The organism is Streptomyces sp. 2-1 (assembly GCF_048564895.1).
Lineage (GTDB): Bacteria > Actinomycetota > Actinomycetes > Streptomycetales > Streptomycetaceae > Streptomyces > Streptomyces phaeochromogenes.
On record NZ_CP183383.1, the window covers coordinates 4,397,104 to 4,422,008 of the forward strand.

Consider the following 24,905-nt stretch of genomic DNA (forward strand, 5'->3'; position numbering starts at 1 on the left):
GGGGGAGGAACGCGCGTACGGGCGTGGGGAGTTGGGGGTGTTGCAGGTGTACCGAAGACGTGTGCGGCAGTGTGTCGGTGTCTTAGCGACCGGGCTGCTGCTGGCCGGATGCTCGGGGGACGGGGACGACGGGGGCGGCGGAGCCGCCAAGCCCGCCGATACCAGGACCAGCGGCTCCCCGCGGGCCACCGCGAGCGGTGACACCCGCTCCAGCCCGAGTCCGAGCCCCAGCCCCAGCGCCGGGGCCACGAGCCTGGACTTCACCCCCGATCCCGACCGCGCGCCGAAGACCCGCGCAGCGGCCCTACGCCTGGCCCGCACCGTCGTGGCGGCACCCGCCGACTGGGGCCCCGGCTTCGTCAGGCACAGCCCGTACGAGAGCGACCCCGCCTCCTGGCCCGTACTCGACCAGGACTGTGTCTGGCAGCGCGAGCCGCTGCCCTCGACGGTGCTCGCCAACCTCGCCCGCAACAGCGAGCTGCCCGCGGAGGATGGCAAGGGCCCGATCCGCGTCACCGCGACCGTCACCGTGCACCGGGCCGTGAAGGACGCCGACTGGGAGATGGCCGGGACCCTGGAGGAGGCGCTGCGCTGCCCCGATCAGCAGCTCCGCCAGAACGAGCGGATCAGCGGACTGCTCTCCCAGGGCGCGCACTTCGGCCTGATGGGCAACTTCACCTCCGAGGACACGCTCACGGAAGGCGGCGAGTACTACAGCGGTGAACTGGGGGGTCCTCTCTACTACTACTGGATACAGAGCCGTCTGGGCCAGGTCACCGTGGCCGTCGTCGGCAGGGGTTCCGAGGGGCGGTCCGACGAAGATGTCAACTCCGCCCTGCGGCAGGGAGCGCTCCAGATGCTGAACCGCGTCGAGACCGAGCTGGAGGCGGCGCGATGAGCGAGCGTCTGCTCCCCACCGACCCCGCCTCGATCGGCGGACACCGGCTGCTGGCCCGCCTCGGCGCGGGCGGCATGGGCGTGGTCTATCTCGGCCGTACGGAGGCCGGGTCCCTGGCCGCCGTCAAGGTCATCCAGGCCGAGTACGCGGACGAGCCGGACTTCCGCGCCCGGTTCCGCCGGGAGGTCGAGACGGCCCGCCGGGTGACGAGCCCCTGGGCGGTGCCGGTCACCGGCGCCGACCCGGACGCGGACGAGCCCTGGCTGGCCACCGCCTTCGTGCCCGGCCCCTCGCTGGAGGAGGCGGTCGCCCGCCACGGCCCGCTGCCCGCCCGCAGCGTGCGGGTCCTGGGCCGGATGCTCGCCGCGGCGCTGCGCGAGGTGCACGCCGCCGGTCTCGTCCACCGCGACGTCAAGCCCGCCAACGTGCTGCTCGCCGTGGACGGCCCGCGCCTCATCGACTTCGGGATCGCCCGCGCGACCGACGAGACCGCGATCACCTCCGCCGACATGGTGGTCGGCACGCCCGGTTTCCTCTCCCCCGAGCAGGCCGAGGCACGTGGCGAGGCGGTGGGCCCGCCGAGCGACATCTTCTCGCTGGGCTGCCTGCTGGCGTACGCGGCGAGCGGCCGTCCGCCGTTCGGCACCGGCACGGCCGACGCCCTGCTCTATCGCACGGTCCACGACGAACCCGACCTCTCCGGCATCGAGGCCGAGGAGGACACGGAGGACACCGGGGGCGTCGAACTGCTGACGCTGCTGCGGCTGTGCCTGGCGAAGGACCCGGCGGACCGTCCGACGGCCGAGCAGTTCGGCACTGTGCTGCTGGTCGAGGACGCGGTCCCCGACGGCGGGCAGATCGACTGGCTGCCCGAGGACGTCGTACGGGTCATCGCCGACCGTTCGGCCGAGATGCTGGCGCTTCCCGACATCGAGCCGACCGTCGCCGACGCACCGGCCGAAGCACCGACGGAAGCGGAACCGGCGTCGCCCGGCCGACGGCGGCTGCTCCTGGCCTCCGGCGCGGCACTGCTCCTCGCGGCGGGCGGAACCGCGGCCTGGGCCACCCTGCGCGACGAGGACACGCCGGGCGCGTCGACACCGCGGGCCCGCCGCTGGGCCATCGGCGTACAGGCGGATCTGAGCGGGTCCCGGCGGACGGCGGGAGAGGCGCAGGAGCGGGGCGCGCGGCTGGCGGTCGAGCAGTTCAACGCCCGCAGGAACAAGCCCTTCGAGCTCACTCTGAAGACCGTGGACGACGGGGGCAGCGCGGGTCGGGCGCCGGCCGCGGCGAAGAAGCTGATCCAGGACGCCGATGTCCTCGCCGTGCTCGGCCCGACCAACGACGAGACGGCCCAGGCGGTCCTCGGCACGTACGACGAGGCGCTGCTGTCCCTGCTGTCGGTCTCGGCCGGAGGACTGCTCCTGACCTCGCGGGAGTACCGGTCCTTCGTGCACTGCCGCCCGAGCGACGCGGCCCTCTCGCTCCCCATGAGCGTCTATCTCATGAAGCAGAAGGGAGCCCTGCGCCCCGGCCTCCTCCAGGACCGCACCGCGCAGACGTACGCCCAGGAGTCCGCCGGGATCAACGCCACCATGCTGCGCCAACTGGGCCGGCCGGCCTACCCCCGGGTGGTCCCGGAGGACACGCGGGACATGGGACCCGTCGTGGCCGACATGCTGCGGGCCGGGATCGGCTCCTTCATCTACGCCGGCTACACCGAGGGAGCCGCCCTGGTGGCCCGCGAACTGGCGGCGGCCGGCTTCGACCGGCCGCGGTTCGCCTCGCAGGCCGTGATCGACCCGGCGTTCCTGAAGCTGGCCGGGGACGCGGCCGAGGGATGGCTGATGACCGCGTCCTTCATCGACCCCGCGGCCGTACCGGCCGCGGAGACCTTCACCGCCGCCTTCCGCAAACGCTTCGGCGCCGCGCCCGGTTACTACGCGGCCGAGGCGTACGACACCGTCAACCTCGTCCTCCAGGAGCTGGTCAAGGCCACGAAGGGCGGACGGCCGCCGGGGCGCAAAGAGCTGGTGGGCCTGCTGCGCAAGAGCCGCTACAAGGGCATCACCAAGGAGTTCTCGTTCAAGCCGGAGGACGGCACGTTCGCCGGCTGGGGCATCTTCCTGCACCAGGTCGAGGGCGGCCGGTTCCGCTTCCTCGGTGATGCCCCCTCCGAGGTGTAGCGGTGAGCGGGACGCCGTCCGAGGGGCACTCGGCAGTGCGCGCCCTGAAACCGGGCGACCCGCCCTTCGTCGGCGGCTACCGGCTGCTCGGCCGGCTCGGCGCGGGCGGCATGGGCGTGGTCTACCTGGCCCGTTCGACGGGCGGGGCACTGGTCGCGCTGAAGGTGATCCGCGCCGAGTACGCGGCCGACCACGACTTCCGCGCCCGGTTCCGGCGCGAGGCGGAGGCGGCGAGCGGCCTCACCGGACAGTGGCTGGTACCGGTCACCGCGGCGGAGCCGGCGGCCCGCGAACCCTGGCTGGCGACCGCCTTCGTACCGGGTCCGTCGCTGGCCGAGGCCGTCACGCTGCACGGGCCGCTGCCGGAGCGTACGGTCCGCGCGCTGGGCGCCCGGCTGGCCGAGGCGCTCACCGAGGTGCACGCCGCGGGCCTGGTGCACCGGGACGTCAAGCCGGGCAACATCCTGCTCGCCCTGGACGGCCCCCGGCTGATCGACTTCGGCATAGCGCGTTCCACCGGTGCCACCGCGCTGACCGCGAGCGACGTGGTGATCGGCTCGCCCGGCTATCTCTCGCCCGAACAGGCACGGGCGCAGGGCGGTGACATCGGCCCGCCGAGCGACGTCTTCTCGCTGGGCTGCGTCCTGGCGTACGCGGCGACCGGCCGCCGCCCGTTCGGCACCGGTACCGCGGCCGCTGTCATCTTCCGCACGGTCCACGAGGAACCGGACCTGGACGCCGTGCCGTGGACCCTGGTCCCCCTGCTGACCGCCTGCCTCGCCAAGGACCCGGCGGCCAGGCCCACCGCACAGGAGGTGCGCGACGCCCTGGCCGGTGAGAGCAACCGGAAGGGCGAAAGCGAGGGTGAACGGGCGGATGACTGGAAGGCCGGACGGGCGGACGAAGAGGCGGGTGAACAGGCGGGTGAACAGGCCGGACGGGCGGGCGAAGAGGAAGGCGAACAGGCGGGTGAGGGGGCGGCTGAAGGGGTGAGTGAAGGGGCTGACGACTGGCTGCCGCCCTCGCTGCCCCGGCTGATCGCGGAACGCTCGTCCGCCGTACTGGCCCTGCCCGACCCCGGCCCCGGCCCGACCACGCTCGTGCAGCCGCTGGAGGAACCCGCCGTATCCCGGCGCCGCCTGCTGACGCTGGGCTCGGCGGCCGCGGTGGTCCTGACCGGCGGAGGCCTGGCGGCGTGGGCGGCCACCAGACCCAGGGCCGACGACGACGGCGACGGAGCGACGCGTTCGGAACCCCTGCCCCGGTACGTCATCGGTCTGCACGCGGACCTCTCGGGCCCGGACAAGGCGATCGGCCTGGCACAGGAGCGGGGCGCGAGGCAGGCCGTGGCGGACTTCAACTCCCGCTCCCGCGACGGCCGCACGTTCGACCTGGCCCTGAAGGTCCTCGACGACGCCGGGGAGGCGAAGCGGGCCACCGAGGTGGCCAGGAAGTTCGTAGCGGACCAGGACGTGTACGTCGTCCTCGGCCCGACCGGCAGCGTCTCCGCCGAGGCCGTCGTCAACCGCTACGAGAAGGCCCTGCTGCCCATCGTGACCGTCTCCTCCGGCGCCGATCTGTACGCCCGGTCCACCATCCAGTCCACCACCCGCGCGTACTTCCAGCTCAGGCCCGACGAGAACGCCCTGTCGACGCCCTTCATCCACTACCTCACCCATAGCGAGGAGAGCCGCAGGACCGCCCTCATAGACGACAAGGCGGCCGGCCTCACCAGCTGGCAGATCGTCAAGGACGTGGCCGCGTACCCGCCGTCCGAGGGCACGACCACGACCCACGTCGTCCCCGCGGACAGCGAGGACTTCGACCCGGTCGCCGCCGCCGTGCTCGCCGCCGACGCCGAGGCCGTCGTGTACGGCGGCTCCTCACCGCACCGGGCCGCCCGGTGCGCCCGCGCACTGGAACAGGCCGGATTCGGCGGTACGCGGATGGCGCCGGAGCCGGTCCTGGAGGCCGCGTTCCTCACGGAGGCGGGCGCGGCGGCCGAGGGCTGGGTGATCACCACGAGTTATGTCGACCCGGCCGAGCTGCCGACCGCGGCACGCTTCGTGGCGGCGTACAAGAAGCGCTACGGGGTACGCACCGTCGAACGCTTCGCGGTGGAGGCGTACGACGCGCTGCTCTTCGTCGCCCAGGGCCTGCGCGAGCTGGGCAGTGTCGAGCCCGAGCGGGGCGCCATGGTGCGCAGGCTCCGCCAGACCACCCACAAGGGGCTCGCCAAGACCATCGAGTTCGATCCGGTGACCAAACAGTTCCGCTGGGTCAACGGCCTCTTCCTCCACCGGATACGAAACGGCAGGCCGGACTTCCTGGGCCGCTACGACGAGGTGAAGGAGAAGTGATCCGGCGGGGGCCGGGCTGCTCGGGGGCCGGGCTGCTCGGGGAGGGGCTGGCTCAGCGAGGTGGCTCAGCGGACCGGCTCAGCGGGGCCGCATGGAACCGAGCTTCCCCCAGACCACCAGGCGGTACTTGGACGTGTACTCGGGAGTGCACGTGGTGAGCGTGAGGTAGTAGCCGGGGTCGGTGTACCCGTACGAGGGCCTGACCTCGCTGCGAGGGATCTCCCGGATCACTCCACCGTCCCCCGCCGAGGTCTGCGCCAGCGTCCTGTCGACGACGTACGTATAAACGGCGGCCGGAGTCTCCACCTCGATCCGGTCCCCCCGCCGCAGCCGGTTGATGTACCGGAACGGCTCACCATGGGTGTTCCGATGCCCGGCCAGCGCGAAGTTCCCGGCCCGCCCGGGCTGCGCGGTCCCCGGGTAGTGGCCGACGTACCCCTTGTTGAGCACGTTCCCCTTACCGATGCCTTCCGCGACGGGGACGCGGAGGCCGAGACGGGGGATGGCGAGGATGGCGTAGGCCTGGGTCCAGCGGGGGCGGGGGGTGGGGTTGGTGGCGGAGGCGGAGTCCGGCGCGGACCGGGAGCCGGCACCGGCACGGTCACCATCGCTGTCGCTGTCCCCGTCGCCGGGGGTGGTGGAGCCACGGTCCGAGACGGATCCCCCGTCCCCCTCTCCCGCCCACTCCTGTTCCAGGGCTTGGACCTTTCTCTCGGCGCCCTCCCTGGCCTGTCGGTTGGTCCACCACAGTTGGTGGACGACGAGGAGCATGAGGACGACACCGAGGGTTACGAGGATCTCGGCGCCGTTCCAGAGGAGGCGGGCGTAGCGGGCACGCCGCCGCCGGGCCTGTTGATGGACGACGGGGACTCGCATGCGCGTACGCCTCCCTCCGTGCGGTGGCCTCGGCGGTGGCTGGGGCCGCACGATAAGGGCTGAGGCCCCAACTCACCATCCCCATGAACGAGCCGCCCCCTCCCCACCGCTCACGACCACCCACGACTCCTCACGCCCCCACCGCCGATCTCACCCCTGGCCTGCCCATACCTCTCCTCCGCCGGGCGGTCGGCAGTACGGTGTCCACCATGCGCCCCGACACGTCTGCCGAGTACGTCGACCACAACGCCGAAGCAGCACGCCTGGAGCGGACCGCCGGCCTCTACCCCGAGGACGCCGAGCACCTGCTGCTGCAGGCTGCGGCCCACCTCGAACTGGCCGACGACCGCCCGCGAGCCACCGCCTTCTACGACCGTCTCCTCTCCAGCGAGACCCCCCTGGAGAACCCGTTCCTGGTACGGGCCCTCAAGGCGGCCAACCTCTGGGAGTACGGGCACGAGGCGGAGGCGAAGGCGATCATCGAGGGCGTCCGCGCGGCGTCACCCCGCGACCCGGCCCCCTGGGTGATCGTGGCGGAGTCCCTGGAGTCCCACGACGAGCTCGAAGCGGCACAGCAGACGTTCACGGAGGCGGCGACCCACCTCCTGACGGACGTACCCGAACCCCCGTACGCGACCCACCCGGTCCTCTTCGGCCGCCACCGCGTACGCCGCATGCTGGGCCTCCCCCACGACAACTGGGACTCCCTCGCGGACACCCTCCACTCCTCCCCGGTCTCCCTGGACGAACTCCACGACCCCAAGCGCGTCTGGTCCCTGGGCTCGGACAACCCGGCGGAACTGGAGGCGGAAATCTCCCGCCTGCGCGCCGAGTTGGGCACATACCGGGAGGCGCTGTCCCGCCCGTTCCCGGTGGCGGTCCTCCACTGGCCGGCCCCGGAACTGACGGAACTGCTGACGGCGTATCCGTCCTTGGCGGAGGAATACCCGTCCCATGAGGAGCACCTCGCGACGATAGAGGGCTCACTGAGGGAGCTTGCGGCTTCGGGCACCCCGAACTTGGGGATCGTGACGGGCACGGTTCCTTCTTATGAGGCGTTCGCCGCTTCGGAGGGGGCTTCACCTGGGGATGCCTCGCTGCTGCCGCAGTATGCGACGACGCTGGCGGCCCGGGGTCGGGCTGAGGCTTGGCCGCCGGAGCGGGGGGCGTCTTGTTGGTGTGGGTCGGGGCGGGGGTATGGGGAGTGCCACGGCAGCGACGCGTGATGTGGCTCCCTCGATTGCGTAGCACGCTCAAAGGCGATCACCTTTGGGTGTAACACCCTCGATTGTCAGCGGCTGCTGTTAGAACTGCAGTCGGGACGAGCCATATCAACGTGCGCAATCGAGGGAGTATCGGGTGGCGGAACCGGGGGATCTGGCGCAGCCAGTCGCAGGTGTCTACGAGCAGCTCATCACCCGGAATCTGCACAGTCAGATAGAGCAGCTCGAAGCATCAGGCTGGAAAGCCATCCACGAGGAAGTCAGTGCGGAGTCCTCTCCGCACGTGCTCGCCCGCCACATCGCTGAGGCAGTCGGACGCAGGCTAAGTCAGCTGCCCCACGACAAGCAGGTCGCCGCCGCGAACCAGATCCTGAAGTCGCTCGCTGAGAGTGCGCCGGACGCGGACGAGGCCGTCGGTACCATCGTCGATGGCCCACGGCAGCTCCTGACCCTCGCCGAGCAGGAGGCTCCAGGCGTCTACGCGCTGCGTCCCCTCACACCCCTCTCCGAGACGTCGCTCATCACCAACGCGTCGGATGACCCCAGCCTGGGCGCTGAGTTGAGAGCCGAGTTGGCCACGGCAGACCGCATCGACCTGCTGTGCGCGTTTGTGAAGTGGTACGGCATCCGGGTCTTGGAGGATTCGCTCCGTGCCGCCAAGGAGCGGGGCGTACCAATCCGGGTCATCACGACGACCTACATCGGTGCCACCGATCGGCTCGCGCTCGACCGCCTTGTCCGCGATTTCGGTGCCGAGGTCAAGGTCAACTACGAGATCCGGTCTACTCGACTGCACGCGAAGGCATGGCTGTTCCGACGCAATAGCGGCTTCGACACCGCGTATGTCGGCAGCTCGAACCTATCCAAGGCTGCACTGCTCGACGGCTTGGAGTGGAACGTACGCCTGTCGTCGGTGGCGACTCCCTCGGTACTGGACAAGTTCGAGGCGACTTTCGACGCGTACTGGAACGACATCGCCTTCGAGTCGTACGACCCCGACGACGATGGAGAGCGACTCGATCGGGCCCTTGCCCAAGCGGGCGGCACCGGTTCCGCAACCGACCTAAAGATCAACCTCTCCGGACTTGAAGTACGCGCCTTCCCGCACCAGCGGGACATGTTGGAACGCCTCACCATCGAGCGGGAGATTCGCAGCCGGCACCGCAACCTCCTTGTCGCAGCGACTGGCACGGGTAAGACGGTGATGGCGGCGCTGGACTACCGAGCTCTGCGCAAGAAGTTTGGCGACGGAAACCCAAGGCTGCTGTTCGTGGCCCACCGCAAGGAGATTCTTCGGCAGTCGCTGCGCACGTACCGCGAGGTACTCGACGACGCGTCCTTCGGAGAGCTGCTCCACGGCGGTGAAGACCCCCGAGACTGGAACCACGTCTTCGCCAGTGTCCAGTCCCTGAACGTTCGGCGACTCGAACAGCTCAGTCCAGACCACTTCGACATCATCGTCATCGATGAGTTCCACCACGCCACAGCCACCACCTACCGCCGGGTCATCGACCACTTCACGCCGAAGGAACTGTTGGGCCTCACCGCTACCCCTGAGCGGATGGACGGGCGGAATGTGCAGGACGAGTTCTTCAAGGGCCGCATCGCTGCGGAGATGCGGCTGTGGGAAGCCCTTGAGAACGATCTGCTGTGCCCCTTCCACTACTTCGGCATCCCGGATGGCACGGACCTGACCAACCTCGGTTGGCAGAAGGGCACTTACGCGGATCGCGAGCTCGGCAACCTCTATACGGGCGACCACGCTCGGGCTCGCATTGTGGTGAAGCAGATCCGGGACAAGATCTCCAACCCAGGGGCCATGCGAGCCTTGGGCTTCTGCGTAACCAAGGCTCATGCCCACTTCATGGCCGATTTTTTCCGCAAGGCCAGATTCCAGGCCGCAGCACTCGACAGCGAATCGCCTGCTGCCCTACGAGCGCAGACACTGAGTGACCTGCGCGACGGCAAGCTTCAAGTGATCTTCTCCGTCGATTTGTTCAACGAGGGTCTCGACATTCCTGACGTCGACACCCTGCTGCTTCTGCGCCCCACGAACAGCGCCACGATCTTTCTTCAGCAACTGGGCCGTGGCCTGCGCCGCACGGAGACGAAGCCAGTACTCACGGTCCTGGACTTCATCGGCCAGCACCGAGCGGAGTTCCGCTTTGAGGAGCAGTTCCGCGCACTGACGAACCTCACCCGGAACCGACTCGTCGACCACATCGAGCGGGACTTCCCACAGCTTCCCTCTGGGTGCCAGATCATCTTGGAGGGCAAGTCGAAGGACCTCGTCCTCGACAACATCCGCACCCAACTGGGCGCCACCATCAAGACGTTGGTGACCGAGGCCAAGGCATACGACACACCACGTCTAGCGGACTATCTCCGCGAGAGCCGCCGGGAGATCAAGGAGCTCTACAAGAGCGACAACTCCTGGACAGCGGTCCTCCGCAAGGCCGGCCTCGTCGACGATCCAGCACCGTCAGAAGAAGCGGCGCTTCTCAAGCGCGTCCACGCGTTCCTCCACATCGACGACCCCGAGCGAGCCAGCGCTTACCTTCGCTTGCTCTCAGACGACACTCCCTCGTACGAGGCCCTGACTCCCACCGACCAGACGTATGCCCACATGCTCTTCTTCAACCTGTGGGACAACGCCGGAGGCTTCACCAGCTTCCAGCAAGGCTTCGAATCACTGCGCTCGCAGCCCGTATTCCGCGATGAGCTCCGACAGGTCCTGTCATACGTGATCGAGCGGTCAGACCACTTCCCGATCCCACTGTCGGGCCCCCATCGCCACATCCCTTTGAAGGTCCACAGCGCCTACAACCGCTCTGAGATCCTGGCTGCTCTCGGCGTGGCCCGCTTCGGTGGCCAGATGCCTAGGTCCTTCGCTCAGGGCGTCCAGTGGGTCGACGAGATCCAGACGGACGCCCTGTTGATCACGCTGGAGAAGAACGAGAAGGACTTCTCCCCCACCATCCGCTTCAAGGACTACGCGTTGAGCCCCACCCTGTTCCACTGGGAATCACAGAACGCCACCGCGGAGACCTCGCGTACAGGTCTGCGCTATCGCTATCACACGCAACAGGGCAGCCACATCCTCCTGTTCATGCGCCGCTACAAGTACAACGACATCGGCAAGTCCCAGCCCTGGATGCTCCTGGGACCAGCAACGTACGTGGAGCACACCGACAGCAAGCCGATGGCGATCACATGGCGACTGGAGCATGATCTTCCGGCCGATGTGTGGACGTACTCTGCTATCGCAGCGGGACATTAGCCGCTAGCGATCAGGTTAAATTCCCTTGCAATCCGAGTCTCTGCATCATCCGCCACCCGGGTCGCGACCTCCTACTTCTCATCTTCCTGGAGATTATCCACGACGGTGGAAATCTCCTTGATGAGACCTTCGCCGGAAGCGATCGACTCTTGAATAATCGGCGACGCCTGATTGAAGACTACACATGCCGCGATCAGAGCGAGCAAAGCAGTCTTCCACCGGCTAGCATTGTTTGGCTGCGCATTTACTAGCGTCGCCCCAGCCTGAGCAAGCGAGCCAATAACAGTACTGGCCTCTCCCGATACCCTGGCACCACCGAACAAGCCTACATTCTCGATGAGCCAGATCAAGTGACGTATCTGGGAAATCAACTCATCTCGCACAGGCCCGAAAATTTCTCCCTCTCCCATAGAGGTCAATAGGTTAATCCACTCATGACACTGCCTCGTCATCTCATCGAGATCAGCGCTTCGCGGCGCCGCGCCGGATCCCACAAGATTACCCGAGATTAGTTCCGCAGTGGATTCCAGGTGGTCAAGCTTATCTTCGTCAATAATTCCATGGGCAGGTCGAGCCGTATCCGACCAATTGATAATTGGCTGCATTACCGCCGTCCACCATGCGCCCACGTACCGCTCACATCTCAGACGAGACCTCTCAGGCAAGGCGTCCAATTGCCGAATCGTCATCTGCAGGAGTGCCACGACCTCGGAGTGGCGTCGCGCAAATTCAATGTTGCCCCAATCAACACCAAGCACACTGCACCAGCCCGCCACATGATTATCCTCCCCGGAATCACGAACTCCCTGCAGGATCATGTAGAGGTGATGCGCTGCCGTATTCTCATTCGAAAAACTCATATCCCCCACCAGTTCTGGCAGCCGCTGAAGCATCGGTATGTGATCGTCAAATGTACCAGCGGGCTGCTGGATCGCGACTCGCTCTCAGGAAAAGAAGCGGGCGACGGTGGAGATCCTTCGCAAATCATCCCTCGCAACCACACTGCCCGGGCCTGAGCGGTACGCTCAACTTTCACGAATCGAGCAGGAGGTCCAGACGTGGCCATCATCAAGCAGGCAGCACGCCAAACCCTCGGTCAGCTCATAGGTGCTAACAACCCAGTGGTCACTGTCCCTGACGATAGCCAACGTCAGTACGCATGGACAAAAAAGGAGGTAGATGTCTTCTGGGCAGACATCGAGAAATTCAAAGAGGCTCGAGAAAGCGGCCGAGAGTCGGCATCTGAGTACTTCATAGGCCCCGTAGTGACTATAACCGCAGACTCAGTCCAGGGGCGCTCGCTTCTCGATGGCCAGCAGCGATTGACAACCTCAACCATCCTGATCTCCGTAATCAGAGACATCCTTTGGGGAATGAAATCCCCGGAGGGCATGTCCAGCGCGAATAACATCCAACGAGACTACATTGCCCGCAAGTCAGGCCGAAAAGAGCCCATGGAATATTTCCTGGTGCTGTCATTGTTCGACCGAGATTTCTTCCGCGACAACATTCAGGATTGGAGTGAGATTACCGGAGAGTGCCCGAGAGTTGAGAACCCCACTCGGCCTTCTCATAAGCTGATCCTGGACGCCTACACCAACTTCCGATCAAAGATCACAAGCCGCCTACAGGTACACGCCGATAACGAGGCACGCTTGGACTATTTGGACTCCTTGCGCGAGTGCCTGATTAACGGCCTAGTTTTTGTGGAAATTCAAACACCCTCCTCCAGTGACGCAAACGAGGTATTCGAGACAATAAATTCGCGAGGCAAGGATCTTTCCACTGTAGACCTCGTTCGAAACTTCCTGATGGAAAAGAGTAGGAGTGACTATGAGAAGTCTCGCGTGAACGATGCGTGGAGGTCTCTCCTTGACGGGTTTGATCGACGAGAAGAGATTGAGAAATTCCTGCGACACTTCTGGGTGTCAAAGCACGGCGATGTGAAATCGCACAGCCTGTATGCAACTATCCGAAAGGACCTCAGCGGGCACTTCGATAAGCGCCCGCAAGAATATGGTGTCGCCGCATTCTCTGCCGAACTCGAAGGAGCGGCCGTTCGGTATGCTGAACTCATAACCGCGGACACCGGAGACGCGAATTTCGACACGTCTCTTGGTGAAATAAAGGCGATGAGCGCAGACGCCCTCTATCCACTTCTGCTGTCCGCGTCCGGAAACTACGCATATTCCGATCTGCAAACTCTAGTAGATGCATCAATTAGCTACTACGTGCGCTGGACAGTAGTAGGCCGAAGGGAGTCGACGCTTCTGGAGGAGAACATATTCGGTGCCGCCAAGGAGCTTTCGAGAGGGACCTCCCTGGATACAGTAATTCAGAAACTTCTTGGCTGGATACCGGATGATGAGACCTTTGCGTCAGACTTCCGGGACGCGTCCATTCCAAAGCCTTCTCAATCCCGATACCTTCTGGCTAAGATCGAGCAGAGCTTGCGTATCCAGAATGATGTACGCGAAGAGGTGGTCCTGGGTGACGGTAAAGTACACGTGGAGAATGTATATCCACAGAAACCTGCAGATCACTTGCGGCTAGAGGATCACGACTCCTGGGTCAGCCGTTTGGGAAACTTGACTCTCCTGGCGGGGAAGCGGAATCAAGCTCTCTCCATGGTCTCTTTCCCAGAAAAGGCGCATCTCTATTCGGGATCGGCACTGCTGGTCTCCTCTCAAACAAACATCGAGGAACTATGGGACAAGCAGGGTAGTAAATGGCGAGTGGCGGGAATCGAGGCGCGGCAGACCGCGCTCGCAGAAATTGCCCTCGAGGTGTGGCCTAGCGGGATCCGTATACCGTAGGGCGGATGAACGATTCCGCGAAAGGCCAAGATGCAGAGCAGTGGATGTCGGCTTGGCGTGCGCCAGCTGATCCGGAGCCGGTTGAAGTCGTCGAGCGCGGCAGAGCCCCACTCGACGACCGAGCAGTAGCCGCCCAAGCCGTGCAGCGTCAGGCGGAGGCAGGCCCGACACTGCCGTCAAAGATTTAGTCCCGGCCAAGGTGATGGTCAAAGCCACGGTCAGCGAATGCCGAACCTGGCTCACGCTAGGGATGGCGGGCGCGGCCTGTACCGGCGGGATGGCACTGACCGGCCGCGGCAACTGAGCGACGTCGTTGCGTTGTGAGGTTCAACGAACTCCGTCGCAGCCATCGGTGATCAGGTGGCGTTCTGGGCTTCACGTGTTAGTTCCGATTGGCGATCTCTGCTTCGAAGTGGGTCTGTGCGCGATCGAGCGCATCATCCGCGTCGCATCCGTGCGCTCTGAGCCAGTGGAGAACGTCGGCGATCACGTCAATCGCCGCTTCCTCAGCGATGGCCACACTCAGGATGCGTGAGCTTGCCGCGTGCGTCAGCGCACCTACGCTCTTCCTGTGCAACCGGAGCATCATCTCGACCCGAGTAACGCGACCCCCTCCGCAGTGTCCATTCGTGGAATCCAGCCCGGTCCCCAGCTCACACCAAGTCACCTTCCGGTCGGGGGAGAGTTGGACACCCCATCGGTCGGCGACGGCATCGATGATCGCTACTCCTCGTCCGGCCTCGGCTTCGGAGCCTGCGTCGAGGAGGGTGGGGAGGGCTCGCGTGTCGGGGTCGTGGACTTCGATGCGCAGGTACGTGCCGTTCATTGAGACGGCGAGCGTCGTCGGCGTGCCGAGGCCGACGTGCCTGATGACGTTGGACACGAGCTCGCTGACACAGAGTTGGGCTGCGTCGGTGACCTCGTGCAACCCCCAAAGCTCCAGGTGCAACCTGAGGATGCGACGGAGCCCCGAGACTTCCTCGGGCTCGGCCACGAAGGGCAGATCCCACGGCTTCCTCAGCAAACCGGCGGTGCAGTCCATCGTTCAACTCCTCTGACATCATGTCGCGTTGCTGTACGCAATCGACTACACACTGAGAGTTGCATTGGAACTCTCAAAATGGAACTCTCACCTTGTGTTTGCGGGAGCGCGACCGTGATCCGCGCGCCCCCGGCGCGTGCCCTCTTGCCGGTGCGGTTGAGCAACCTCGACGATCTGACAGATCAACATGAAGGGCCTTGGACATGGCAGCCGGACCTACCACTCGTAGGCGCCAGTTGGGCGCCGACTTGCGTCGCCTCCGCGAGCTCAAGGGCCTGACCCTTGAAGATGCAGGCGGGCTCGTCGGCATCTCGAAGGCGACACTGAGCCGCTACGAGACCAAGGAAGGCTCGGTCAAGTGGCCGGCCGTGGACGCCCTTTGTCGCGAGTACGGCGCCTCCGACGAAGAGCGTCTCGCTCTGGTCGATCTGGCGAAGGGCGCCAAGATTCGGGGCTGGTGGCGGTCGCTCGCCGACCCCATCCCCGAGTCGATGAACCTCATGCTCACGCTAGAAGACGAGGTGGTACGGGAGGACCACTACGCCTGCATGTACATCCCAGGGCTCCTCCAGACGCGCGCCTACGCCGAGGCCGTTCACCGCGCCTCGGAAATGCGGTGCGCTGAAAGGGAGGTACAGCACATGGTGGACATCCGCATGAAGCGACAGGAACTCCTCCAGCGCGAGGAACCGCCGCACATCTGGTGCGTCATCGACGAGGCCGCGATCCGGCGCAGCGTTGGCGGGCGGACGGTGATGCACGAGCAACTGCGGCACCTTCTCACCACGTCCGAACTCCCGCACGTGACCATCCAAGTCCTCCCGTTCTCAACAGGAGCTCACGCAGCGGCAGTTGGGAGCTTCGCCGTCTTGGGAGGTCAGACTCCCGAGCTGGACGTGGTGTACGTGGACATCCTCGGCGGCGGGCTCTTCATGGAGAAGCCGGAGGAACTGGAGCGCTATAGGTTGGCGTTCCAATACCTTCGCGCACAGGCCCTCGACCTTGAGGCTTCTGCGGCGCTGATCCAACGCATAAGCGAGGAGTCCTGATGGCCGTACGGTCCGAGCCCCGCTGGTTCAAGTCCTCGTACAGCGGCGGTAGTGGCACTGAGTGTGTCGAGTGTGCCCACGCTGACGGTCGCTTGCACGTGCGCGACTCCAAGTGTGTCGACGGCCCGGTTGTGGCCGTCCGGGCGCATGCTTGGCGGGCATTCATACGGGCTCTGGAGAGCGACTCTCTGGTGGGATGAGCTGGTACATCACTTACTTTCGCCGCCCCGTTGACTCCGCTCTCGTCACGTCCAGGCTCTATGCGCCGTTGGACGCGGCACGTGCGCATGAGACGGCCGCGGTGGGTGAGGTGCGGGCCAGGCGAAGGACCGGTATCGGCGCCACGCCCGCGGGCCCGCGGGCGGCGGAGGCAGCCACCGTCGGTCCGGCGAGCCGCGCGTTCTGGAGGCGTGCGGCGGCGCGGGAATGGGTGAATGAATTCCAAGTCGGCGATTGGCCTGCCACGTGATGCCCTTGGGCGGTTGGCCTCGGTGGACCTGAACTTCGAAGGTGCCGTGGGGCCGCCCGCTTCTTTTTCAGTGTCGTGATTCCGTGGGCCGTGTAAAGGGCGGCCTTCGGCCGTCGCCTGCGGCGATTTCGCTTCGCTTCACCCTTGACTCGGCCCACGGAATCACGAGGTAGAAGCGAGCGGGCGGCTCGGAAAAGTGGGGTCCCCGGGTTGGGGGGGCGCGCCGGTCGGTTTGGGGGTGGGCCGGGACCTTCGGGCGCCACTGCTTCTCGCCAGCACGCCGGGTGGCATTGCGGCTATCGGATAGTGGGGAGTTCTGGACCTGCCGGGGCGGCGGCTCCGGGGGTTCCCTGCCGGGTGTCCTTTCTTTCACCCTTTCGATTACGTTACTGACCTGGCCATATAACGCTGGGTGAGGAATCATTGAAGGAGTCAACTCGCCTGGTGAGGAGGGTGAGTTGGTGTGGTCTCGGGGCTCGGTGGGGGGGGTGAGTGCGTTGACTATGGGCGAAGTCGTTCCGGACGGAGTGCCCGTCTCCGTTGGGGTGGTCTCGGAGTCGTTGGATGCCTGGGCCGCCCTCCTGCGCGAGCAGGCTCCCAGTGCTGAAACCGCTGCCTCTCTTGATGATTTGAAAGGTGAGTGGCTTTCTCCTCGGGGGCGGATTGATGCGCTTGCCGTTGTGGAGCGGCACCTGGGTTGGTTGCAGGCCAAGCAGGTTGAGTTGTTGGCCGCTATTTCCGATCACGCCGAGGGGACACCGCCGTTGGCCGATGGTCCGGCTGTTGGTGCGGATATGGATGCCGTTTTTCTGGGTGAGTGGGACTGTGCCGTTGAAGAAGTTGCCTGTGCCCTGAAATTGGCCAATTCCACTGCTGCTCAGCGGTTGGAGACTGCTCGGCTTCTGACCGGGCGGCATCCGGCGACCCTGGGGCTGCTCGCCGACGGGGAGATCTCTTATCAGCAGGCCAGGGTCGTGGCCGAGCAGTGTGCTGTGTTGGCGGTGGACTTGGCTGGGGAGGTCGAGAGAGCGCTTGTCGAGCGGATGCCTCAGCAGGCCGCTGGGCAGACTCGGGCTGCTGTGCGGCGGCAGGTTCAGCGCGTTGATCCCGCTGGGGCCGAAGCCCGGCATCAAGAGCGGGTGCGGGAGCGGAAGTTGTTGTCCTATCCGCAGGAGGACGGGATGGCGTTGTTCGGGGCCGTGTTGCCCGCCCAGCGCGCCGCCGTGATGGAGCAGGTCGTGGAGGCGTACGCCGTTGGGTACGGGGATGACGGGCGCACGCTTGATCAGAAGCGGGCCGATGCGTTGTACGACCTGGTGGTCGAGCCGCGGGCTGGAGCGGCGCTTGAGGTCCCCTCCAGGGCCGTCACCGCCGTTGTTCACGTCACCGTGCCGCTTGATGTGCTCATGGGCGTTGATGATGGGCCGGGGGAGCTCAAGGGGTACGGGCCCGTCACCGCCGAGCAGGTTCGGGAGATTGCCTTCGCCGGCGGGACCGTATGGCGGCGGCTTCTTGTTCAGCCTGTGAGTGGGCTGCTCGTGAAGACCGATCCCCTTACCTACAAGCCGACCGCGGAGACTGCGCGGCATGTGGTTGCTCGGGATCAGTACTGTGCGTTTCCCAGTTGTCGGATGCCTGCCTCGCGGTGCGATCTCGATCATGTGCGGCCTTTTGACCATGCTCGTCCTGAGCGGGGCGGGCCCACCACTCCCGAGAATCTTCAGCCGCTGTGTCGGCGGCATCATCGGCTCAAGACTCATCATCCGGGGTGGAGCGTCGGCAGAGATGCCCGTACCGGGGGCGCCGTCTGGACCGCTCCGACCGGGCATACGTATATCAACACCCCGCCCCTCTATCGGGAGTGAGCGAGTGGGGTGCCTGTGGCCTGCCCGTGGTCCTGCCGGTCAGGTGGGGTCAGGTCACGTCAGCGGGTATGACGTGCGGCCCGAGGCCTCGTCTATTTCGTCGTGGGCCTTGGTCAGGAGTTTCATCGCCAGTTCGTTGAGGGCCCTGGCGCCGGCGACCTCCTCGCCCACCCTCGGCTGGTTGGAGTCGGAGGGGTGGCGGCTCGCGTAGCCGTGAGCCCGTACCTCGCTTCCGTCGGGGAGGCGTACGAGGGCGGCTGCGCGGGTGCGGTTGTCGTCCTCGTCGAATTCCAGCTCTATGTGCCATCCGACAGCGGTCTTCATCATCATCACAATCACCTCCGGAGCCGCTGTTTCCAGCTGCCTCCAGCTGTCTTCAGCCGCTTCCACCTTCCGCTTTCCACCTTCCTCCAGAGTGCGCCTGCTCGGCCGCGATTGCACGGCGTACCCAATGACAGAAGCTCCCTCGCGTCACGCCGTATCGCAGCGGTCCCGGAGGAGGTCCACTCCGTCGCCCTCCAGGTCGTCGCAGTACGTCGCACGTCCTGTCATCGCCATCACCAGAGCCAGGGTGGTGCCGGAGACCAGCGGGCCGACGCCTGTCGTGAAAGGGCCGTCCGTCGCGGTGAGGCTCAGGCCGTCGATGCGTCCCTTGGCCAGGACCACCAGGTCCGAGCCCTGGTAGTACTCCGCCACCTGCGTGACCGTCTCGATCGGGTGGTCCCGGACGATGCCCAGCGGGCGTCGGATGTCCTCTCCGTGCACGATCGTCTCGCCCAGCATGGCCAGGGCCGGGAGAGGGGGCTTGGTCGTGCTGGGGACCACTCGTCGGAATCTCTCCAGGGTTTCGGACGGAGTGGCGCCCAGTTGTTCGGCCAGCCTCATGGCCACCTGTTTGTCGAAGTCGAACCGGCAGCGGATCACGCCCGCCAGCCAGCGTACGGAGTTGAGGCTCGCTCCCGCGGTGAGGTGCGCCAGCACCTCGCGCACCGTCAGCCCGGTGCACAGCGAGGGCGTCGCCCACTGTTCGTCGGTCAGGTCCGCGAGATCGGCCGCCAGGGCCGTTCGCTCGGCGCGGATCAGGGGCCAGGCTCCGGTCGTTCCTCGGGGCGCCTCGCCGGTCGGCCCTCCGGTTGTCCCTCGGGTCGGCCTTCCGGTCGGCCCTCGGTTGCTGTGGGCTGCTCTCGGTTCCGGATCAGTCATACGGGGGCGTCTCCTGTCAGGGGGCGTCGGGTGTGGGCGTACGCGTAGGCATGGTCTCCTGCTGCCCGTTCCGCCTGTGACCCAGGTCTCATCATCGTCGTGCAGCAGAAAACACAGGCTCCTCGTCGAGGGGGTGACAGGAATGGAGGGAGGGAGGGAGGAGCGTATGGATCTGTAACCGATCCGAAGGCCCTGTTCGCGCCCCGATTCTCCCGGTACCGGTGCCCGGAGGAGCGGGGCGCGGCGCGCTCAGGGATGATCTGTCCCATGGGGCATGGGAAAGGGCACGGGGCGGACATGGACGACGCCCGGGCGTGGGACAAGCGGCTGGCATGGGCGTACGGCCTGATCGCGAACGACCCGGCCGAACGGGCCGCGGCGCTCGACCACTTGGCCTCCGCGCGGAGGAGGACCGAGGAGGCTCAGCATCGGTTCAACGAGACGTTGCGGGAGCTGCAGGGGCAGGGGGTGATGTATCCGTACCAGGATCCGGCCCTGCGGTCGGCCAACGAGGAGTACCTGTGGGCCCGGAGCCATTCGCTGCCCAGTGGCATGTGGGACAGAGGGCACGGTGAGGATCTCTCCGAATGGCCCGGGCTGCCCTACGCGCTCCTCTTCCTGGAGTGGGAGGCCCGGTATCCCGAGGAGTGGACCCGGCATGCCAAGGCGTGGGGCACCAAGGAAGGGCTCATCCGGGACCTCGCCACCGACGCCGTCGGGCAGGATCCGGTCGCCCGGACCAAGCTGATCGACCTGGTGGAGATCGTCGTACGGCGTGCCTACCGCTGCAAGGACCGCGAGTACGTACGCATCGCCCGGGTCGTCGACGGCGACCCGCTGCGCGTACGGCTGGAGGGCGCCCGGCGCTCGGAGAACCCCTGGGCCCAGCTGCACGCCGGGTACGTACTGTGGATTCTGGACCGCCCCGAAGTACCCAACAGCCGCCATGTCTGGCGCACTTGGCTGGCGGACGCGCGTCAGTAGGCCCGGCCCTGCGGGGACCGGGGCCCGGTCAGGGGGTGTTCCTCGCCGCGAGGAACGTCCGTACCGCCGCGTGCAAGCGGCGCGGTTGGTCCAGGTGTACGTCGTGGCCCGCGTCCTCGATGACCGCGGTCCGGGTCTGGGGCTGGGGCGGGGACTGGGACTGGAGTGGGCGGCCGGTCCGTATCTGTGCCCTCCGCGCCATCTCCGCCATCTCCGCCATCTCCGCCTCCCGCATCGTGCCCCTCGCGCCGCGTACTACGAGGGTGGGGCAGGCGACTCGGGCCCACTCGGGCCAGTACGCGCGGGCGGCCAGGTCGGCGACGGCCGCGAGCATCTCTTCGCGGTCCCAGCGGGGGTGGTGGCCGTCCTCCCGTTCCTCCAGGCCTCTCGCCCAGGCCTCGTGGCCGAGGAAAGCGGCGGCGGAGGAGAAGGACTCGAAGGGCGTGGGCCAGCTGTCCAGCCAGGCGGCGATCTCGGCGGGGAGGTCCGGGCTCGGGCCGGCCGGGCCCGCCTCGACCAGGATCAGGGAGTCGACCAGGTGCGGGTGGGCCGCCGCGGTGAGGAACGCCGTGTGGCCGCCCAGGGACTGGCCGAGGAGGGTCACCGGGGTGGGGAGGGACAGTTCCTCGATGAGGGTGGTCACGTCCCGTACCGCCGACGCCCGCGTCATGTCCGGCGGGCGACGCGTGCTCGCGCCATGGCCTCTGGCGTCGTACGTGATCACGCGGTGGCCGTCCGCCAGGAGGAGCGGGAGCATGTCGTCCCACTCCCCCATGTGACCCGCCAGGCCGTGCAGGAGTAGCAGCGAGGGGTGTCGGGAGTCGGGGGTGGTCTCCGCGTCGGGGTCGGGGGCGGGTGCGTGGTGGTCCCGGTAGGCGAGGCGGATGCCGTCAGGGGTGGTGGCGTTGCCTGTTTGGGTGTCCAACTGGGGTGTCGCTCCTTGTCGTCGGGCTGGAGTTTCTCAGGCTGACGGCGCTGTGGGGCACCCCGGCAACCTTTCCCCTCCCAGCTGCCACTCCTCCCTGACAGTTCCTCAACTCCTCTGCAGGGATGGTCGGATGAGCCGCAATGTCAGTGTGAGCAGTCGTAGACGGTTTCTTGTCGGGGCCGTGGGTGCGGTCGGGGGTGGGGGGCTCGGGGTGCTGGGGCTGCCCGGGGCCGCTGTTGCCGCCGCAGCGGCGGCCACCGGGACCGTGTACATCGCCAGTGACTCCACCGCCCAGACGTACAACTCCCGTTACTACCCCCAGGCCGGCTGGGGGCAGAAGCTGTCCTCGTTCCTGAGCTCGAACATCACCGTCGCCAACCATGCGATCGGCGGGCGGAGTTCGCGGTCCTTCATCGAGCAGGGGCGGCTGGCCGCGATCCATCAGGTGATCAAGGCCGGTGACTACCTCTTCGTGCAGTTCGGGCACAACGACGCGACCGTGAGCAATCCGGAGCGGTACACCTCGCCCGCCGACTACAAGGAGTACCTGCGCAACGACTACATCCGGGCGACCCGGGCGCGGGGCGCGACGCCGGTCGTCGTGACGCCGGTGTCGCGGCGTTCGTACAACGCTTCGACGGGGAAGTTCAACGTCTCCTTCCCGGCGTACGTGGATGCCGCGAAGGCGGTCGCGCGGGAGGAGGGCGCCCCGCTGGTCGACCTCGCGGCGGCCAGCCGGGTCTACCTCGACGGGGTCGGGATCGAGGGGTCCAAGGGGATCTTCCTGTGGCTGACCGCGGGGCAGTACCCGAACTTCCCGAACGGGGTCCAGGACAACACCCACTTCCAGGAACGGGGCGCGGTCGAGATGGCCCGGCTGGTCGCCCGGGCCGTGGCGGGGCTGGGGCTGCCCATCTCGGGAGAGGTGGTGCCGGGCGCCCGGCGGGGGCCGGTTAGCCTCGGTTGACCGGACAGGATTCCGGCCGGGATCCGGACTGGATTCCGGCCGGAAGCAGCACCAGGAGGCAGTGATGGCGAAGGTACCGGCCGCGGCGGTGGCCGCGGGTGGGCTCATCGGTGGGTACGGGGTCGCCCGCTGGACCGGGAAGCGGCAGCTCGGCGGGGCCGTACTCGCCGTCGCCGGGGCCACGGCCGCGCAGCAGTGGCGGCGGCAGGCCGGTGGGCGGGCGGCGGGTGCGCTGACCGTCGCGTACGTCGCCGGGTTCGCCGGATCGCATCCGCTCGCCAAGAAGGTGGGGGCGTGGCCCGCGGTGTTCGGGGTGGCCGGGGCCGTGGCGCTGGCGTCCTGGGCTGTGGCCGACCGACGCGGCTGAGGGCGTACGCCTTCCTATTCCTTCTATTCCTTCTATTCCTTCGTTTTCGGGGCATCCCCGGAGTGGGCCGGACCCCTACCCCACCGGCGCTCCCCGGAACGCCCTCCGGTAGGCCTGCGGGCTCGTTCCCACCACCCGCTTGAAGCGGTCGCGGAAGGCCGTCGGTGAGCCGAACCCCGTCTGGACCGCGATCCGTTCGACCGGGTGGGTCGTGGTCTCCAGGAGGTGCTGGGCGCGGCGCACCCGCGCCAGGTGCAGCCACTGGAGGGGCGTGGTGCCGGTCTGTTCGCGGAACCGGCGGTTGAGCGTACGGGCGCTCGTGCCCGCCCGGGCCGCGATGTCGTCCAGGGTCAGGTCGCGGTCGGAGTGCTCCTCCAGCCAGCTCAGCAGGGGTTCCATCGTCGTACCGGCGGGGGCCGGGGGCTGGGCGTGGACGATGAACTGGGCCTGCCCGCCCTCCCGTTCGAGCGGCATCACGGACATCCGGGCCGCGTGCGCGGCGACGGCCGAGCCGTAGTCCAGGCGGATCATGTGCAGGCACATGTCCATCGCCGCGGCGGCGCCGGCCGAGGTGAGGAACTGGCCGTTGTCGACGTAGAGGACGTTCGGGTCGACCGTCACCTTCGGGTACATCGCCGCCAGGTCCGCCGCCGCGATCCAGTGCGTCGTCGCCCGCTGTCCGTCCAGCAGACCGGTGGCGGCGAAGATGAACGCGCCGACGCAGATCGACGCGATGCGTGTCCCGTTCGCCGCCGCCGCGCACAGTGCCTCGGCGACGCCCGGCGGCAGCGGCACGGTCGGGTCGGCGGTGCCCGGCACGACGATCGTGTCGGCCTCGGCCAGCGCCTCAAGCCCGTACGGCGCCCGTACGGAGAACGGGCCCGCGCTCACCTCCTCCGCCACCGAGCAGACCTTGACCCGGTAGGGCGCGCGGCCGTCCGGCAGCCGGGCCCAGTTGAACGTGTCGATCGGCGCGGAGAGGTCGAACGGGATGACCTGGTCCAGTACCAGTACGGCCACTGTGTGCATGGCGAAAGGGTAGGGGTGGCGCGGGTTCTGGCCAACAGGGGTGTCGGCCTGGTGCACGGGAGTCACGGCAATGGGGGCTGGCGGTGGGGCTGGCGAGAATCCGTTGAACCCTGGCAATAGCGCCACTTCCACAAGATCCGGTACGCCGCCTACCGTCCCCTCGTGACCAAGTTCTTCCTCGTTCTCCATGTCCTGGCCGCGATCGTCGCCGTCGGGCCCGTCACCGTGGCGGCCAGCATGTTCCCGCCCGGCGCGCGGCGCGCCCTCGCCGATCCGGGTGACCAGCGGGCGGCGGAGACGCTACGGCTGCTGCACCGGATCTGCCGGGTGTACGCGGGCCTCGGCATCGCCGTTCCCGTACTCGGTTTCGCCACGGCCATGAGCATGGGCGTCCTCAGCGACGCCTGGCTGATCGCCTCGATGGCCCTGACCGGGATCGCGGCGGCGGTCCTGCTGGCGCTGGTGCTGCCGCGTCAGGAGGAACTCCTCGAAGCGGTGGAGGCGGGGGCCGGGACGGACGCGACCACCGAGGTCGCCGCCACCACCGACACCATCGGAACCACCGGCACCACTGGCGCTGCGGCCACCACCGGCATCGCCGCGAACCCCCGCGCCACCGTCCGGCTCGCCATGTTCACGGGCATCTTCAATCTGCTCTGGGCCACGGTCACGATCCTCATGATCGTGCGCCCGGGTTCAACGACGGGCGCCTGACGGCCGAGGAACCGCCGCCCGTTCCCGAGGACGCTCCCGACGAGGAGTGGGAGGAGTGGGCGAACACCAGCCCGTCCGTCGAGTCTCCCGTGTCCTCCCTGAACTGCCGGGCGACGGATGTGGCGACAAGTACCCCCGCCGCCATCACGAGCGTGGAGAACGCCCAGGTCAGAGGCCACAGGGACGCGTCCGGCGGCTCGGGGTTCGTGCGGAACGAGAGGTACATGAGGGTCGCCGGGGGCGCCGCCACCAGCAGCAGTGGCCAGGCGAGGGCGTCGCGGTGGCCGAAGTACAGGGCCAGGAGGAGCAGGGTCACGGCCAGGGCCGCGACGCCGAGGACGGACACCGGGGTCGTCTCGGTCGTCGAACCGGGTGACTCGGGGCGGTTGCGCAGATCCCAGGGCAGGCAGAGAAGGTACGCCGCCGAGGACAGAGCGGCACCCAGCAGGCGGGTCAGCCAGCGTTCCGTCCAGGGGCGCTTCGACAGCAGGCCCAGCAGCTTCTCGGTCATGGGGGTCATGGGAACGAGAGTTCCTCAGACGCACACGGGGCCGACAGAGTACGCGTACTCAGATCGCCGGGGCCTTCCTCCGAGCCGACCGCACAGCCGTACAGCTGTGGACCGGGGGCGCACGACCGGCCCGTACGC

The 24,905-nt window shown here is 67.2% G+C and carries 21 protein-coding genes; 13 read left to right on the forward strand and 8 right to left on the reverse strand.

What is annotated here, in order from left to right; translation table 11 throughout:
• Window positions 1-61: 61 nt before the first annotated feature.
• From ACN20J_RS19270 to ACN20J_RS19280, 3 genes are read left to right on the forward strand one after another with little or no spacing between them, the layout of a single operon-like run.
• Window positions 62-898, forward strand: coding sequence for a hypothetical protein (locus tag ACN20J_RS19270; RefSeq protein WP_189843399.1), 837 nt, complete (start codon window positions 62-64; stop codon window positions 896-898).
• Window positions 895-3,084, forward strand: coding sequence for a bifunctional serine/threonine-protein kinase/ABC transporter substrate-binding protein (locus ACN20J_RS19275; protein WP_419666404.1), 2,190 nt, complete (start codon window positions 895-897; stop codon window positions 3,082-3,084). Before ACN20J_RS19270 ends, ACN20J_RS19275 begins: the two co-directional genes overlap by 4 nt.
• A 35-nt stretch (window positions 3,085-3,119) precedes the next feature.
• Window positions 3,120-5,444 (forward strand): bifunctional serine/threonine-protein kinase/ABC transporter substrate-binding protein, encoded by a 2,325-nt coding sequence (locus ACN20J_RS19280; protein WP_419668913.1) that lies wholly within the window; start codon window positions 3,120-3,122, stop codon window positions 5,442-5,444.
• Between the two features lie 78 nt (window positions 5,445-5,522).
• Here ACN20J_RS19280 and ACN20J_RS19285 read toward each other — a convergent pair whose 3' ends face one another.
• Window positions 5,523-6,320, reverse strand: coding sequence for a class E sortase (locus tag ACN20J_RS19285; RefSeq protein ID WP_419666405.1), 798 nt, complete (start codon window positions 6,318-6,320; stop codon window positions 5,523-5,525).
• A gap of 209 nt (window positions 6,321-6,529) precedes the next feature.
• On the opposite strand from ACN20J_RS19285, the gene ACN20J_RS19290 reads away from it, so the two are divergent.
• The gene (locus ACN20J_RS19290) at window positions 6,530-7,546 is read left to right on the forward strand and encodes an SEC-C metal-binding domain-containing protein (RefSeq protein WP_189843402.1); all 1,017 of its coding nucleotides are present in this window, start codon (window positions 6,530-6,532) and stop codon (window positions 7,544-7,546) included.
• A gap of 133 nt (window positions 7,547-7,679) precedes the next feature.
• On the forward strand, window positions 7,680-10,823 hold the full coding sequence (locus tag ACN20J_RS19295; protein WP_419666406.1) for a DUF3427 domain-containing protein: 3,144 nt from the start codon (window positions 7,680-7,682) through the stop codon (window positions 10,821-10,823).
• Window positions 10,824-10,894: 71 nt separating this feature from the next.
• On the opposite strand, the gene ACN20J_RS19300 is transcribed toward ACN20J_RS19295, so the two are convergent.
• The gene (locus tag ACN20J_RS19300; RefSeq protein WP_419666407.1) at window positions 10,895-11,716 is read right to left on the reverse strand and encodes a hypothetical protein; all 822 of its coding nucleotides are present in this window, start codon (window positions 11,714-11,716) and stop codon (window positions 10,895-10,897) included.
• Between the two features lie 165 nt (window positions 11,717-11,881).
• Between ACN20J_RS19300 and ACN20J_RS19305 the strand changes: the two genes are divergently transcribed.
• Window positions 11,882-13,639 (forward strand): DUF262 domain-containing protein, encoded by a 1,758-nt coding sequence (locus ACN20J_RS19305; RefSeq protein WP_419666408.1) that lies wholly within the window; start codon window positions 11,882-11,884, stop codon window positions 13,637-13,639.
• A gap of 382 nt (window positions 13,640-14,021) precedes the next feature.
• On the opposite strand, the gene ACN20J_RS19310 is transcribed toward ACN20J_RS19305, so the two are convergent.
• Window positions 14,022-14,681, reverse strand: coding sequence for an ATP-binding protein (locus tag ACN20J_RS19310; protein WP_419666409.1), 660 nt, complete (start codon window positions 14,679-14,681; stop codon window positions 14,022-14,024).
• Between the two features lie 203 nt (window positions 14,682-14,884).
• Between ACN20J_RS19310 and ACN20J_RS19315 the strand changes: the two genes are divergently transcribed.
• From ACN20J_RS19315 to ACN20J_RS19325, 3 genes are all read left to right on the forward strand, one after another.
• Window positions 14,885-15,730 carry a helix-turn-helix domain-containing protein gene (locus ACN20J_RS19315; protein WP_419666410.1) on the forward strand — a complete coding sequence of 282 codons (846 nt, stop codon included), beginning with the start codon at window positions 14,885-14,887 and terminating at the stop codon, window positions 15,728-15,730.
• Window positions 15,730-15,930, forward strand: coding sequence for a DUF397 domain-containing protein (locus ACN20J_RS19320; protein WP_419666411.1), 201 nt, complete (start codon window positions 15,730-15,732; stop codon window positions 15,928-15,930). The genes ACN20J_RS19315 and ACN20J_RS19320 overlap by 1 nt, the downstream gene beginning before the upstream one ends.
• 772 nt (window positions 15,931-16,702) lie before the next feature.
• Window positions 16,703-18,064: a DUF222 domain-containing protein gene (locus ACN20J_RS19325; RefSeq protein WP_419666412.1), complete on the forward strand. Its 1,362-nt coding sequence runs from the start codon at window positions 16,703-16,705 to the stop codon at window positions 18,062-18,064.
• 54 nt (window positions 18,065-18,118) lie between these two features.
• Here ACN20J_RS19325 and ACN20J_RS19330 read toward each other — a convergent pair whose 3' ends face one another.
• Both ACN20J_RS19330 and ACN20J_RS19335 read right to left on the reverse strand, forming a co-directional pair.
• Window positions 18,119-18,391: a DUF1876 domain-containing protein gene (locus ACN20J_RS19330; protein ID WP_189843526.1), complete on the reverse strand. Its 273-nt coding sequence runs from the start codon at window positions 18,389-18,391 to the stop codon at window positions 18,119-18,121.
• Between the two features lie 144 nt (window positions 18,392-18,535).
• The gene (locus ACN20J_RS19335) at window positions 18,536-19,267 is read right to left on the reverse strand and encodes a maleylpyruvate isomerase family mycothiol-dependent enzyme (RefSeq protein WP_419666413.1); all 732 of its coding nucleotides are present in this window, start codon (window positions 19,265-19,267) and stop codon (window positions 18,536-18,538) included.
• Between the two features lie 267 nt (window positions 19,268-19,534).
• On the opposite strand from ACN20J_RS19335, the gene ACN20J_RS19340 reads away from it, so the two are divergent.
• Complete coding sequence (locus ACN20J_RS19340) at window positions 19,535-20,251, forward strand: hypothetical protein (RefSeq protein WP_189843410.1); 717 nt, start codon at window positions 19,535-19,537, stop codon at window positions 20,249-20,251.
• Window positions 20,252-20,279: 28 nt separating this feature from the next.
• Here ACN20J_RS19340 and ACN20J_RS19345 read toward each other — a convergent pair whose 3' ends face one another.
• Window positions 20,280-21,176 (reverse strand): alpha/beta fold hydrolase, encoded by an 897-nt coding sequence (locus ACN20J_RS19345; protein WP_419666414.1) that lies wholly within the window; start codon window positions 21,174-21,176, stop codon window positions 20,280-20,282.
• A 133-nt stretch (window positions 21,177-21,309) separates the two neighbouring features.
• Between ACN20J_RS19345 and ACN20J_RS19350 the strand changes: the two genes are divergently transcribed.
• Both ACN20J_RS19350 and ACN20J_RS19355 read left to right on the forward strand, forming a co-directional pair.
• Window positions 21,310-22,146, forward strand: a complete 837-nt coding sequence (locus tag ACN20J_RS19350; protein ID WP_419666415.1) for a rhamnogalacturonan acetylesterase — start codon at window positions 21,310-21,312, stop codon at window positions 22,144-22,146.
• A gap of 64 nt (window positions 22,147-22,210) precedes the next feature.
• A complete protein-coding gene (locus ACN20J_RS19355) occupies window positions 22,211-22,513 on the forward strand; it encodes a hypothetical protein (RefSeq protein ID WP_189843413.1) in 303 nt (100 codons plus the stop codon).
• 75 nt (window positions 22,514-22,588) lie between these two features.
• Here the strand turns inward: ACN20J_RS19355 and ACN20J_RS19360 are convergent, their stop codons facing one another.
• Window positions 22,589-23,542, reverse strand: a complete 954-nt coding sequence (locus tag ACN20J_RS19360; RefSeq protein WP_189843414.1) for a GlxA family transcriptional regulator — start codon at window positions 23,540-23,542, stop codon at window positions 22,589-22,591.
• Between the two features lie 162 nt (window positions 23,543-23,704).
• On the opposite strand from ACN20J_RS19360, the gene ACN20J_RS19365 reads away from it, so the two are divergent.
• Window positions 23,705-24,256 (forward strand): protease, encoded by a 552-nt coding sequence (locus ACN20J_RS19365; protein ID WP_419666416.1) that lies wholly within the window; start codon window positions 23,705-23,707, stop codon window positions 24,254-24,256.
• Here ACN20J_RS19365 and ACN20J_RS19370 read toward each other — a convergent pair.
• Window positions 24,219-24,776, reverse strand: coding sequence for a hypothetical protein (locus ACN20J_RS19370; protein WP_361887549.1), 558 nt, complete (start codon window positions 24,774-24,776; stop codon window positions 24,219-24,221). The two genes, ACN20J_RS19365 and ACN20J_RS19370, sit on opposite strands and share 38 nt — an antisense overlap.
• Between the last annotated feature and the right edge of the window lie 129 nt (window positions 24,777-24,905).

Excerpts from the sequence above, each read along its gene's own strand:
- ACN20J_RS19340 (WP_189843410.1), top strand. The coding sequence starts at position 19,535 with ATGGGGCATGGGAAAGGGCACGGGGCGGACATGGACGACGCCCGGGCG.
- ACN20J_RS19300 (WP_419666407.1), bottom strand. The coding sequence starts at position 11,716 with ATGCTTCAGCGGCTGCCAGAACTGGTGGGGGATATGAGTTTTTCGAAT.
- ACN20J_RS19360 (WP_189843414.1), bottom strand. The coding sequence starts at position 23,542 with ATGCACACAGTGGCCGTACTGGTACTGGACCAGGTCATCCCGTTCGAC.
- ACN20J_RS19315 (WP_419666410.1), top strand. The coding sequence starts at position 14,885 with ATGGCAGCCGGACCTACCACTCGTAGGCGCCAGTTGGGCGCCGACTTG.
- ACN20J_RS19330 (WP_189843526.1), bottom strand. The coding sequence starts at position 18,391 with ATGATGAAGACCGCTGTCGGATGGCACATAGAGCTGGAATTCGACGAG.
- ACN20J_RS19350 (WP_419666415.1), top strand. The coding sequence starts at position 21,310 with ATGAGCCGCAATGTCAGTGTGAGCAGTCGTAGACGGTTTCTTGTCGGG.
- ACN20J_RS19285 (WP_419666405.1), bottom strand. The coding sequence starts at position 6,320 with ATGCGAGTCCCCGTCGTCCATCAACAGGCCCGGCGGCGGCGTGCCCGC.
- ACN20J_RS19320 (WP_419666411.1), top strand. The coding sequence starts at position 15,730 with ATGGCCGTACGGTCCGAGCCCCGCTGGTTCAAGTCCTCGTACAGCGGC.
- ACN20J_RS19290 (WP_189843402.1), top strand. The coding sequence starts at position 6,530 with ATGCGCCCCGACACGTCTGCCGAGTACGTCGACCACAACGCCGAAGCA.
- ACN20J_RS19325 (WP_419666412.1), top strand. The coding sequence starts at position 16,703 with ATGGGCGAAGTCGTTCCGGACGGAGTGCCCGTCTCCGTTGGGGTGGTC.
- ACN20J_RS19355 (WP_189843413.1), top strand. The coding sequence starts at position 22,211 with ATGGCGAAGGTACCGGCCGCGGCGGTGGCCGCGGGTGGGCTCATCGGT.
- ACN20J_RS19310 (WP_419666409.1), bottom strand. The coding sequence starts at position 14,681 with ATGGACTGCACCGCCGGTTTGCTGAGGAAGCCGTGGGATCTGCCCTTC.
- ACN20J_RS19370 (WP_361887549.1), bottom strand. The coding sequence starts at position 24,776 with ATGACCCCCATGACCGAGAAGCTGCTGGGCCTGCTGTCGAAGCGCCCC.
- ACN20J_RS19275 (WP_419666404.1), top strand. The coding sequence starts at position 895 with ATGAGCGAGCGTCTGCTCCCCACCGACCCCGCCTCGATCGGCGGACAC.
- ACN20J_RS19335 (WP_419666413.1), bottom strand. The coding sequence starts at position 19,267 with ATGACTGATCCGGAACCGAGAGCAGCCCACAGCAACCGAGGGCCGACC.